Source organism: Mesorhizobium sp. M7A.T.Ca.US.000.02.2.1 (genome assembly GCF_003996995.1).
GTDB lineage: Bacteria > Pseudomonadota > Alphaproteobacteria > Rhizobiales > Rhizobiaceae > Mesorhizobium.
This window is the reverse complement of record NZ_RZTT01000176.1, coordinates 1-11,956: the sequence shown is the minus strand read 5'-3', so window position 1 is coordinate 11,956 and position 11,956 is coordinate 1. Positions and strand designations below refer to the sequence as shown.

The window sequence follows — 11,956 nt, the reverse complement described above, 5'->3', positions numbered from 1 at the left end:
GTCCAGGCGCCAGACAGCGGCGCCGCCGGCGACAAGCCAGCCGCCGATGGTGACGAACGGCACGCCGAGCGCCAAAAGCGTGGTGACGACAAGCAAAAGCAGGCTCGGAATGGTGGCGCGCCCGAGGCTTGCGCGTTGCTGATGGCGCGCCGCACCCGAGCCGACGCGGGCATAGCGCTCCTCGCCGCGCACCAGCACTTCGAGGCCGAGCAGCACGAAGCAGCAGCTGACCAGCACGCCGGCCAGCATGTTGGCGGCCGGTCCATTGAAGGTCGACTGGAACTGGTCGACGATCGCCGTGGTGAAGGTGTCGAAGCGGATGAAGACATAGAGGCCGTACTCGGCCAGCAGATGCAGGCCGACCAGCAGCGAGCCGCCGCAGATGGCGAGCCGCAATTGCGGCAGCACGACCCGCCAGAACACGCGTCGGGGTCCAAGGCCGAGTGCGGCGGCGGCGTCCTCGAGGGCGGGATCGAGACGGCGCAATGCCGCCGATACCGGCAGATACAGGAACGGGAAATAGGCGATAACGGAAACCAGCACGCCGGCCCACAGGCCGTGCAGTCCCGGCACCATGGTGATCCAGGCGTAGCTGTGGACGAAGGCGGGGATGGCGAGCGGCGCCACGCACAGCCAGGACCAGATCCGGTCGCCCGGCAGGTCGCTGCGCTCGGTCAGCCAGGCCAGCGCAACCGACAGCACGATGGTGATCGGCACCGAGAGCGCGACCAGCAGGACAGTGTTGACCAGAAGCTCGCCGACACGCGGCCGGAAGACCAGCGCCGAGACGGTTTCCCAGCCGGTCTGCACCGCGATCCAGACGATGAAGGCGAGCGGCACCAGCGCCAGCAGCGCAACGAAGATGGCGGCGAGGACCAGCCAAAGCGGTGCGCGTCGCCGGGCCCTTCGACCTGTGCCCGAAGGCAGGCCCGAACGCGCGAGATCGACCGCGGACTGCATCAGGTCAGACGCCGTGCCGTTGCCGTCCAGCGGCAGCAATTGAAGGACCGCGATCGCGGTCGGGAACACAGCGTGTCGTCATCGACGAATGCCATCTCGAAAAACAAAATCACTCCCGCGGAAGGCGAATTCCCGCGGGAGCGTGGTCGGGTGTCCTTTTAGGACGAATGGCAACTAAAGCAAGCCGGCTGCCGTCATCAGGTCGGTGACCTTCTTGGAGTTCAGCGTCGTGGCATCGACCTTCGGCGCCTGCAGATCGGCGAGCGGCACCAGCTTCGGGTTGGAGTCCGCACCCTTGCCGACCGCGTATTCGAAGGAATCGCCTGTTTTCAGCACGTCCTGACCGCCCTTGCCGGTCAGCCATTTCAGGAACGCCTGGGCTTCCTTGGGATGCTTGCTCGAGGCCAGCACGCCGCCGCCGGAGATCGAGACGAAGGCGCCCGGATCCTGGTTCTTGAAATAGTGCAGCTCGACATTCTTGCTGTTTTCGCCGGTCTTGGCCTGATCGCCGAAGTAGTAATAGTGATAGATGACGCCGCCTTCGATCTCGCCGGCATTGACCGCCTTCATCACCGTGCTGTTGCCCTTGTAGGCGGTGAAGTTGGTTTTCATCGCCTTCAGCCAGTCGGCGGTAGCGGCTTCGCCCTTGAGCTGGAGCAGGGCGCTGACGATGGCCTGGAAATCGGCGCCCGACGGGGAGGCGGCCCAACGGCCCTTCCAGCTCGGATCGGCGAGGTCAAGCATCGACTTGGGCAGCTGGTCGGCGGTCAGCTTGGTTTTGTTGTAGGCAAAGACCGTGCTGCGCGCGGCGACGCCGACCCATTTGCCGCTGGCCGGTTGATAATCCTGCGGAACCTGTGCCAACGTGTCGGCATCGACCGGCGCGAACAGGCCGGCGCTCTCGACCAGCGCCATGGCCGGTGAGTTTTCCGTCAGGAACACGTCTGCGGGTGAAGCAGTGCCCTCGGCGACGATCTGATTGGAGAAGTCGCTGTCGCCGCCATTGCGCACCGTGACCTTGATGCCCGTTTCCTTGGTGAAGCCTTCGGCCCACGCCTTGGTCAGGCTTTCGTGCTGGGCGTTATAGACAATGATGCCGGCATCCTCGGCCATCGATGGGCTGGCGATCAGCATGATTGCCAGCGCCGTGGCGCCGGCGAGGGTGGAAAGAGCATATTTCATGACATTGTCCTAAAGTTCGGGTTGGCACCGGCTCACCTACCGATACCTGACAGGCTTAGTCAACATTGGTGATCTGCTTCAATCGGTCGCTGAAGCACAAACGCTTGATATCGGGCTCACAATTCCAAGCATGAAGGGACCCGAATGGCGTGCCGAATTCAAACCGATGGTTGATCCGCGGGCCGGATGAATGGGGCGGCTTGCAGACCGTGGAAAAGCACCGAATGCCGCCTGACGACCCTGGGAAGGTCCAAGCACCAGCCTTTGGCCTGCGTGAACAAGGCCTCCAGCAGTACAGCTATTTCTAACCGGGCGACGTGTTGACCCAGACAGGCATGCAGTCCGGTGCCAAAGGCAAGGGCCGACGAAATGCCGGAACCCAAATCCAACCGGTCGCCCGCCGGAAAAACAGAAATGTCTCGATTGGCGCTCGCTAGCACGGGTACGACGGCCTGCCCGGCTTTTATGGTTGCGCCACCAAATTGCAAATCTTCCGCGGCGATGCGCGCTCCGGCATAGTGAACCGGAGCGCAAAAACGGAGCAGCTCTTCGGCTGCTGAAAACCAACTGACTTTCCCATCTTCAAGCAGCGAAAGCTGTTCTGGGAAGCGTGCAAGCGCGACCAGCGCATTGCCGAAGGTATCGACGACTGTCGCCTGCCCGGCAAAGAGCAGGAATACGATGTTTGCAATGGCATCGTCTCTCAGCCAGCGGCCAGCCTCGACTTCGGCAAGCATCTGAGCTGAAATACCGTTTGGGCGCACAGTACCGTGTTCTATCACGCTGGATACCCATGCCTCCAACCGGCGGCAGGCATCGTTTGCGTCTTCGTCTACGCCGCCGGCCCTTATTTCCAGGGCGTTGGCCATAAGCTGTGCGTCGGCGCCAATCCGCCAGGGATCGTCCATGTCGATACCAAGGATCTGTTCCAGGCCTGAAAACGCTAGCGGCAGGCCTATATCACGAACCGCGTCGAACTCCGGTTTTTGTACAGCTGCCTGCGTAAGTTCCGACGCTTTGGCCGCAAGCCGGTCGAATAGCCCGTTGCTGGAGGAAAAGCTTAGCGAACCAGCCAATGGGCGGCGCAGGCGCATGTGCCGCGGCGGGTCGGACAGCAGCATGGAACGGGTCAACAGGTCCAGGGCCGGATTGGCGCTGATCTTTTGCCTGACCTCCTGATAGGCGCCCGGCGGTGCCTGCAGCAACAGCGGGTGTTTCAAGGCCTGGGAAACAAGCGCATGGCTGAACACGTAGAAGGCTTCACCGACCTCGGGATAAGGAGGTTTGCCCCAACTGGCGCCTCCTGAACTCCGACGACGGGCGAATTCGGGAAACGCATCGCTGCCATGGGCGATGGGGTCAAATAGATCAGCCTGATCTGTCATCGGGCAAGATCGACAGCAAAGATAACGCGAAATCCGCCGGAACTCATGTCTTCAGGTAGAAAATCGGACGCGAGATGTAGAAATTCGCACCGGAGAACACGGTTATAGAACCGCAGTAGCGGATCCCTCGTTATGGATTCCACCGAAGGCATGACACCGGTCCGATGCCAATCGTCGATGGTCCGACGAAATTCCGGATCCGGCCGAACCTTGTCGGGCAACTCGTCCTGTGCTCCCGCGTAGGACGGGCAACGTCCGTCGCCGACCAACCAACGCGCACCGACCTGCCGTCCATAGTCAGACATTTGCGACAACAGGCGGCGTGCCATGTCGGTGCCGCGGAATTCGGGTCGCACACCAAGATTGTACACGTAGAGTGACCGTGCAGGTTGGCTCCTGGCAAGCGAAGAGTAGGCGGAGAAGGTCTTGGGGAACCTTCCCGTATCGTGCGGATCTTGGCTGGTTTCCACGAAGCAGATCGCGCCGGCAACAAGGTTCTCAACCATGGCCAGGATCATTGTATGCCCGAGCGAAAGCCGGTGGTGAATTGTTTTTTCGCTGGCACCGAGTCTTCCCCAGGCCGCGGCCTCCATCGCGGCCATGCCCGGAACGTCGTCTGCCATAAGTTGTTGAAATACGATCATCTTCATCGTCGAAAGGCGGCTCGTAATTGCGATATCGAATCGATAATTTTCTGATACCAGCTGTTGATGAGTGCATGAGTAGGGGCGGGTTGTCTCATGATCTTCTATGTTTGCCATCGCTTGCATGCCTATACCCTGGCAAGCCTGCTACTCTATTTTCGAACAGATTTGCAGGGTTCTGTGCGCTTTGTCCCCTATGACGAACGGGAGCATCTGCTTGAGATTTCCAGAGGCACCGTTCTTTGGACGGATTTGGACCGACTGAGCGAAGCAGAGATTGAAGCATGCTCCAATCTCAGCCAGCGGATGAAGTCGCAGCAGCCTGATCTGTTTCAACTCAACCATCCCCGAAAAAGCCTTCAGCGTTTCGATCTATTGCGTATGCTGTTCGCGGACGGCATCAATGATTTCAATGTATACAGACCCGAAAGTCTGCCGGCGGGAATGCGTTTCCCTGTCTTTCTGCGTGACGAGACGGGCGCCGCTTATAAAGTGCCGCCGCTGTTGCAATCGCCGGTGGAACTCGGCCAGGCGCTCTCTGACCTGGGTACGATGAATTTTGTTCGCCCCATGGTGGTGGAGTTTGGAGCAAAGGCAGGTGCCGATGGCAGCTACCGGAAATACTCGGCATATCGGATCGGCGCGCGCAGTTATGCGCAACACTGCTTCGCCAGCAAGGAGTGGTTCATAAAGGTACAGGGAGGCGGCATGTCGGGGCGACATCGGGTCGAGCATACCGCCTTTGTGCGCGACAATCCGCATGCGGTAGAGCTGATGCCGATTTTCGAGAAGGCGGGGATCTCATATGGCAGGATCGACTACACCATTGTCGATGGTCGTATCCAGGTTTTCGAGATCAACACCAATCCCACTGTATTGAACGACCCGCCCACACCCTTCGACAGATACGATTCGTTGCCTTACGCCAACATGCATGCAGATGCCTTGGCACAGCTGCCATATGCTAACGATCCCCTATCCACTCCGGTTATCGATGAGACACATCTCCAGATCTTGGGCCGCCTGAAAAACAAGTACCGTCGCAGACGGATGAAGCTGACCGTTCGAAAGGGCTTCAGGTCTTTCCGGGACGCCATGTTCGGCGCCAATCCTTGAGTTCTCGAACAAGAGCGCTGGGCAATATCGCACTGGCGATCGGCGCGCGGTGTGCCGCAATCTTTCGTGATTTGCCGATAGTTTGGCTTGGACATTATTTCGCCGGCCACGTAACAAATCAGTGCCGAGACGCGAAATTCGGGGGAGTGAACTCTTGTGAGCGGCAAGGACGAGGCCGAACTTTCCCGGCTGATGCGGGCCGCGATCGCGGGAGATGAAAGGGCTTACGCCGACTTTCTGCACCGGATTGCCGCGCTGGTTCGCGGTTTTGCCAGGCGCAAGATCGTGCAGGGCGGGGTCGATCCCGAGGATGTCGTGCAGGAAACCTTGCTGGCCATTCATGTAAAACGACATACCTGGCGTCAGGATGCGCCGGTGTTGCCGTGGATCTACGCGATCGCCCGCTTCAAGGTGATCGATGCGTTCCGGCGGCGAGGACGGCGCATCGAGATCGATGTTGACGATATCGCCGAGACGTTCGCCGAGCCGGAAACCGAGACCGTCAGCGAGCGAGATATCAACCGGGCATTGGACAGCCTGTCGCCGGCACAGCGCTCCGTGGTCTCGGCCGTGTCGGTGGAAGGGCGGTCCATCGGTGAGACGGCGGCGAAGTTCGGCATCAGCGAGACGGCGGTGCGTGTGTCGCTGCATCGCGGACTTGCCGCGATAGCCAAGCGATTCGGGCAGGGGCGGTTCGGGCGGGAATGACATGAGGACGGATGATCTCATCAAGGCGCTGGACGCCGACGCAAGCAGCAAGGCAATCCCGCTGCTATCGGCCTGGTGGCTGGCCGCCGGTGCGGGGGCGGTGATCGCGGCCGTCGTATTCCTGCTGACCATCGGCCCGCGCCCGGACTTCATGGCGGCCGCTCACACGATGCGCTTCCTCTCCAAATTCGTCTTCACCATCGTGCTGGCCGTCAGCGCCTTCGCCCTGATCCGCGCCTTGTCGACGCCGGGCGCCTCGACGGGCCGGGCAATGGCCTGGATGGCTGCGGCGCCGGTGCTGGTCGCCGTGGCGGTGCTTCTTGAGCTTTTCATGGTGCCGGAGGCGCTGTGGGGTACACGGATGGTCGGCTCCAACATGATGCTCTGCATGGGCTTCATCCCGCTGATCGGTATTGGCCCGCTTGCCATCTTCCTGTGGATGCTGCGCTATGGCGCGCCGACACGGCCGGTGCTTGCCGGTGCGGTGGCGGGTCTGCTCGCCGGCGGGCTGGCGGCAACCTTCTATGCCGCGCACTGCTTCGACGACTCGCCGCTTTTCGTCGCCACCTGGTACACGACAGCGATCGCAGCGCTCGCATTGCTCGGTGCGCTCGGCGGACGGTTTTTCATACGCTGGTAGCGTTTCGTAACGATCGCGGACCCGTGCACCGATCCTTAATCATGCCGGCAATTGTTTGCCGGTTAGCGACCACGCCGGCATGCCGGACGCAACCTTTCCTTAAAATCGATCCGCCAAGGTTGATGCGAGAACATGCGTTTGCGCACGGGGGTGGCACGTATCGCGATGTGGCGAGGATCAACCAGCCGAAAATCTCTTGGGCATGCAGGGCTGGCGTTGCTCGTCGCCGGCCTGGGCGTGCTGGCGACATCGATCCTGCTGTCGAGCCTGGATTTCGGCACCGAAGCGTTGAGGCTCTGCCTGCAGATCGCGGTGGCGGTGGCGGCGGGCGCGCTGTTCCTCGCCGCCCTGTCTATCCGCAGGATCAGCAGGGATCGCCAGCAGATCGCCGAGAGCGAACTGCGCTTCCGCCGCGCCATGGAGGATTCGGCGATCGGCATCGTGGTTGTCGGTCTCGACGGTCGCATCCGCCAAACCAATCCAGCCTTCGCCGCCATGCTTGGCTACACAAGCGAAGAGATCGAGGCGCTGACTTTCTTCCAGATCACGCATCCCGACGATCTGCTGATCGGGCGGGAGACGATGGACGATCTGAAGGCGGGCACGGTCAATTCCTTCCACTTCGAGAAGCGTTATCTCAGGAAGGACGGAACGCCCGTCTGGGCCCATCTTGCCGGTTCGGTCATTCGCGATGAGACCAGCGGCCGCCCGCTCTATCTCGTCTCGCAAATCGAGAACATCGACGCGCGCAAGCAGGCCGAGGCGCGCATTGCCGAAGCGGAGACGCGTTGGAATTTCGCGCTCGCCGGTGCCGGCCAAGGCGTCTGGGACCTCGACATGCGCAAGGGCGGCACGACCTATTCCTCGACCTGGGTCAAGATGCTGGGCTATGCGGATAGCGAGCTCGATGGCGACACCGATCGCTGGCTGACGATGATTCATCCCGACGATCGCGAGACTGTCGCCGAAGCGGATCGCGCTCATCTCGAGGGCAAGACACCGTTCTTTGAGGCCGAGTTCAGGATGCGCCACAAGGATGGCCACTGGATGTGGATACTCGACCGCGGCAAGGCCATCGAACGCGACGAGAATGGACGGCTGATCAGGGCCATCGGCAGCCTGACCGACATCACCCGTCGCAAGGAGGCCGAAGAGCGCCTTACTGTGTCGGCGGCAATGCTTGCCGACGAAAAGGAGCGGCTGAGGGTGACGCTGCAATCGATCGGCGATGCCGTCATCTGCACCGATGCCGCAAACCGTATCACCTTCATGAACCCGGTCGCCGAAAAGCTGACCGGGATTGCCGGCGGCGAGGCTCTCGGCAAGATGCTTGGCCATGTCTACTGGGCGGTCGACGAGGAGACGGGGCACAGGATCGGCGTCACCCGGCCCGCAGTTGGCGTTCATGCGCCCGCCGACCAGAACAGCCGCGCCGTCCTGATCCGGCGCGACGACACGCGCTGCAGCATCCGCCAGGTGGTGTCGCCGATCATCAACGAACGGAACGAATTCTGCGGGCTGGTCATCGTCTTCCAGGACTTTACCGATGCGCGCGCGCTGCAGCGCCAGCTGGCGCACGCCGCGGCACACGATGCGCTGACCGGCCTTGCCAACCGCTCCAGCTTCATCCGCGCCATGGAAGACCTGGTCGGCCAGGCGCGCAAGGACGGCACCGCCGACACGACGAAGTCGGTCGGAGGCGCCGGACATCAGTTCATGTTCATCGATCTCGACCACTTCAAACTGGTCAACGACACCGGCGGACACGCGGCGGGAGACGGGCTGCTGAAGCGGGTTGCCGAGGCGATTCGCGGCGTGCTTGGTCCAGACGATATCGTCGCTCGCCTCGGCGGCGACGAATTCGCGGTCATTCTGAAATCGGGTTCGGCAGCCGGCGCCAAGATCGCGGCACGCTCCATCATCGATGCGATCGGCGGGCTGGACTTCACCTGGGACGGCCGTCCTCACGTGATCGGCGCCAGCATCGGACTGGCTGCGATCAATGGCAATTGCGGCGAGGTCGACGAGATCATCGCGAGAGCCGATGCGGCCTGCTATGCGGCCAAGGCGGCCGGCCGCGGCTGTGTCTCCATGGCGTCCGACGCACGGATCGTGGAGGGCCGGACAGAGCCGCTGGCGGCGGCCTCCTGATCGAGCCTGTCAACCGCCGATCCGAAGGCTTGTCCCTGATTTGCGTCGACGATGCGCTCAGCGCGTCGGAACGGGATGCTCGCCACGATAGTCGTAGAAGCCGCGCCCGGTCTTGCGGCCGAGCCAGCCGGCCTCGACATATTTCACCAGCAGCGGGCAAGGGCGATACTTCGAGTCCGACAGGCCGTCATGCAGCACCTGCATGATCGACAGGCAGGTATCGAGCCCGATGAAATCGGCCAACTGCAGCGGCCCCATCGGATGGTTGGCGCCGAGCCGCATGGCGGTGTCGATGGCGTCGACCGAGCCGACACCCTCATAGAGCGTGTAGATCGCCTCGTTGATCATCGGCAACAGGATGCGGTTGACGATGAAGGCCGGAAAATCCTCCGAGACCGTGATCGTCTTGTCGAGCTGCTTCACATAGGTCTTGGCAGCCTCGAAGGTCTGGTCCTCGGTGGCGATGCCGCGCACCAGCTCGACCAGCTTCATCAGCGGCACCGGGTTCATGAAATGTATGCCGATGAACCGCTCAGGCCGGTCGGTCTGCGCGGCAAGCCGCGTGATCGAGATCGACGAGGTGTTGGTCGCCAGGATGGCTTCGGGATTGAGCTGCGGACAAAGCTGGGCGTAAATCTTGCGCTTGACCGTCTCGTCCTCGGTCGCCGCCTCGATCACCAGATCCGCGCCGGCAAGATCGGCCATCGCGGGCGCGGCCGAAATGCGGCCCATCGCGTCGTTGCGCACCTTCTCGTCGAGCTTGCCGGACCCCACCTGGCGGGCCATGTTGCCGCTGATTGTGGCGATGCCTTTCTCGATGCGGTCGGGCGAAATATCGTAGATCAGCACCTTGTAGCCCGAAAGCGCGGAGACATGGGCGATGCCGCCGCCCATCTGGCCCGCGCCGATGATGCCGATCGTCTCGATCTTGCTCATTACACCGATCCCGTCAAAAGGCCTTTGCGGCCTGCTTTTTGTGCGGTGCAAACTAAAAGGGCGGGGCGACTTCGTCTACCCCACCCTCACCATTTAATACGCTTTGGCAGAAGGCGTCAAAGCGCCTTTTGCAACTCCGGCAGAATGACGAAGAGATCGCCGACGAGGCCGTAGTCGGCAACCTGGAAAATCGGCGCCTCCTCGTCCTTGTTGATGGCGACGATGACCTTCGAATCCTTCATGCCGGCGAGATGCTGGATGGCGCCGGAGATGCCCACCGCAATGTAGAGATCAGGGGCGACGACCTTGCCGGTCTGGCCGACCTGCCAGTCGTTCGGCGCATAGCCGGCATCGACCGCGGCGCGGGAGGCGCCGACGGCGGCACCGAGCTTGTCGGCGACCGGCAGGATGATCTCCTGGAACTTCTCCGCCGAACCCAGCGCACGGCCCCCCGAGATGATGATCTTGGCCGAGGTCAGCTCCGGACGGTCGGTCTCGGAAAGCTTGTTCTCGACGAAGGTGGACAGGCCGGGATTGGCCGCGGCCTTGACGGTCTCGACCGCCGCCGAGCCGCCCTCGGGGGCTGCCTGGAACGAGGCTGTGCGCACCGTGATCACCTTCTTGGCGTCGCTCGACTGCACCGTCTGGATGGCGTTGCCGGCATAGATCGGCCGCTTGAAGGTGTCGGGCGATATGACTTCGATGATCTCGGACACCTGCGCGACATCGAGCAGCGCTGCGACGCGCGGCGCGACATTCTTGCCCGACGAGGTCGCCGGCGCGATGATGGTGTCGTAGGTGCCCGCCAGCGACACAATGAGCGCTGCCGTCGGTTCGGCCAGGCGCTCGGCAAGTTCGTCTGCCTCGGCCAGCAGCACCTTGCTCACGCCCTTGAGCTTGGCGGCAGCGTCGGCTGCCGGCTTGGCGCCCTTGCCGGCAACCAGCACATGCACGTCCGAGCCGATCTGCAGCGCCGCCGACAGCGCCTTGGCGGTCTGGTCGGAAAGCGTTGCGTTGTCGTGTTCTGCGATGAGGAGAATAGCCATTTTTCTGTTCCTTTCCCGATCGCCTACAGCACGCCGGCTTCGTTCTTCAGCTTGTCGACCAGTTCGGCCACCGACTTGACCTTGACGCCTGCCTTGCGGCCGCTCGGCTCCTCGGTCTTGATGACCTTCAGCCGCGGCTTGACGTCGGCGCCGTAGTCGGCCGGGCTCTTCTCGTCGAGCTGCTTCTTCTTGGCCTTCATGATGTTGGGCAGCGAGGCATAGCGCGGCTGGTTGAGGCGAAGGTCGGCGGTGACGATCACCGGCATCTTCAGTTCCACGGTCTGCAGGCCGCCGTCGACTTCGCGCGTCACCTTGGCCTTGTCGCCGTCGAGCACGATCTTGGAAGCGAAGGTGCCCTGCGCCCAGCCAAGCAGTGCCGCCAGCATCTGGCCGGTCTGGTTGGAGTCGTCGTCGATCGCCTGCTTGCCGAGAATGACGAGGCCGGGCTGCTCGGCGTCGACGACGCCTTTCAGCACCTTGGCGACGCCGAGCGGCTCGGTCTGTTCGTCGGTCTTGACCAGGATGGCGCGGTCGGCCCCCATGGCGAGCGCGGTGCGCAGTGTTTCCTGCGCCTGCTGCGGGCCGATCGAGACGACGATGATTTCTTCAGCCTTGCCGGCTTCCTTCAGCCGGATTGCTTCTTCCACCGCGATTTCGTCAAACGGGTTCATCGCCATCTTGACGTTGGCGAGCTCCACCGCCGAACCATCAGCCTTCACGCGAACCTTGACGTTCGCATCCACAACCCGCTTCACGGGCACAAGGATCTTCATTTGCCTGTCACCTCTTCACGCTAGTTGGGCGCGCTATAACAGCCTGCGCCCGTTCTGAGTTGTCGAAAGCCGACATTCCTGACTGAATTTTGGCCGGATGGAATTCCGGCCGGATGGAAATTCTGGTGTTTGCCCGCCTTAGGTTGCGGCGGTGACGTTTCCGTAGTTGTGGCAACCCTGCACGTCAATACGCTGCAAGCGGCTCAAATCGGTTCAGTCCGAACTGGAAGCGTTTCCTCGCCCCCAGCGCGGCGTCGCGGCGGGCGGGTCGGGGATCAGCGGTTCCGTGGCAACCGGCGGTTGGGCGGGAGCGGTGGGCGCGACGTCCTCGTCGGCGCCGGCAAACAGCGGCACGCCGCGGCTGCGCAGGACGAGCACAAGAACGGCTCCGGCAATGATGCCGCCGATATGGCAA

11 protein-coding genes and 1 pseudogene are annotated in these 11,956 nt (G+C 62.3%); 4 read left to right on the top strand and 8 right to left on the bottom strand.

Annotation, left to right across the window (positions count from 1 at the left end; genetic code table 11):
* The 4 genes from EOD15_RS17705 to EOD15_RS17690 all read right to left on the bottom strand — a co-directional run.
* The coding region (locus tag EOD15_RS17705; protein WP_185929015.1) for an ABC transporter permease subunit at positions 1–960 on the bottom strand (960 nt) is incomplete at its 3' end.
* Positions 961–1,134: 174 nt separating this feature from the next.
* Positions 1,135–2,142 carry an iron ABC transporter substrate-binding protein gene (locus EOD15_RS17700; protein ID WP_127268508.1) on the bottom strand — a complete coding sequence of 336 codons (1,008 nt, stop codon included), beginning with the start codon at positions 2,140–2,142 and terminating at the stop codon, positions 1,135–1,137.
* A gap of 158 nt (positions 2,143–2,300) precedes the next feature.
* Complete coding sequence (locus EOD15_RS17695; protein WP_127318808.1) at positions 2,301–3,527, bottom strand: cytochrome P450; 1,227 nt, start codon at positions 3,525–3,527, stop codon at positions 2,301–2,303.
* Complete coding sequence (locus tag EOD15_RS17690; RefSeq protein WP_127318816.1) at positions 3,524–4,177, bottom strand: N-acetyltransferase; 654 nt, start codon at positions 4,175–4,177, stop codon at positions 3,524–3,526. The genes EOD15_RS17695 and EOD15_RS17690 overlap by 4 nt, the downstream gene beginning before the upstream one ends.
* A 90-nt stretch (positions 4,178–4,267) precedes the next feature.
* Between EOD15_RS17690 and EOD15_RS17685 the strand changes: the two genes are divergently transcribed.
* The 4 genes from EOD15_RS17685 to EOD15_RS17670 all read left to right on the top strand — a co-directional run bounded on the left by EOD15_RS17685 (position 4,268) and on the right by EOD15_RS17670 (position 8,786).
* Complete coding sequence (locus tag EOD15_RS17685) at positions 4,268–5,287, top strand: hypothetical protein (RefSeq protein ID WP_127318810.1); 1,020 nt, start codon at positions 4,268–4,270, stop codon at positions 5,285–5,287.
* A 156-nt stretch (positions 5,288–5,443) separates the two neighbouring features.
* The gene (locus EOD15_RS17680) at positions 5,444–5,995 is read left to right on the top strand and encodes a sigma-70 family RNA polymerase sigma factor (protein WP_127271203.1); all 552 of its coding nucleotides are present in this window, start codon (positions 5,444–5,446) and stop codon (positions 5,993–5,995) included.
* Between the two features lies 1 nt (position 5,996).
* On the top strand, positions 5,997–6,635 hold the full coding sequence (locus EOD15_RS17675; protein ID WP_127318812.1) for an NrsF family protein: 639 nt from the start codon (positions 5,997–5,999) through the stop codon (positions 6,633–6,635).
* A 216-nt stretch (positions 6,636–6,851) separates the two neighbouring features.
* Positions 6,852–8,786, top strand: coding sequence for a PAS domain S-box protein (locus EOD15_RS17670; RefSeq protein ID WP_245463700.1), 1,935 nt, complete (start codon positions 6,852–6,854; stop codon positions 8,784–8,786).
* Between the two features lie 57 nt (positions 8,787–8,843).
* Here EOD15_RS17670 and EOD15_RS17665 read toward each other — a convergent pair whose 3' ends face one another.
* The 4 genes and pseudogenes from EOD15_RS17665 to EOD15_RS17650 all read right to left on the bottom strand — a co-directional run.
* Positions 8,844–9,722 carry a 3-hydroxybutyryl-CoA dehydrogenase gene (locus tag EOD15_RS17665; RefSeq protein WP_013529423.1) on the bottom strand — a complete coding sequence of 293 codons (879 nt, stop codon included), beginning with the start codon at positions 9,720–9,722 and terminating at the stop codon, positions 8,844–8,846.
* 116 nt (positions 9,723–9,838) lie between these two features.
* Positions 9,839–10,768 (bottom strand): electron transfer flavoprotein subunit alpha/FixB family protein, encoded by a 930-nt coding sequence (locus EOD15_RS17660; protein WP_127408679.1) that lies wholly within the window; start codon positions 10,766–10,768, stop codon positions 9,839–9,841.
* Between the two features lie 23 nt (positions 10,769–10,791).
* Entirely contained in the window at positions 10,792–11,541 is a 750-nt protein-coding gene (locus tag EOD15_RS17655) for an electron transfer flavoprotein subunit beta/FixA family protein (RefSeq protein WP_013529425.1), read from the bottom strand.
* A gap of 213 nt (positions 11,542–11,754) precedes the next feature.
* Positions 11,755–11,956: pseudogene (locus EOD15_RS17650) on the bottom strand (rhomboid family intramembrane serine protease); the annotation flags it as partial.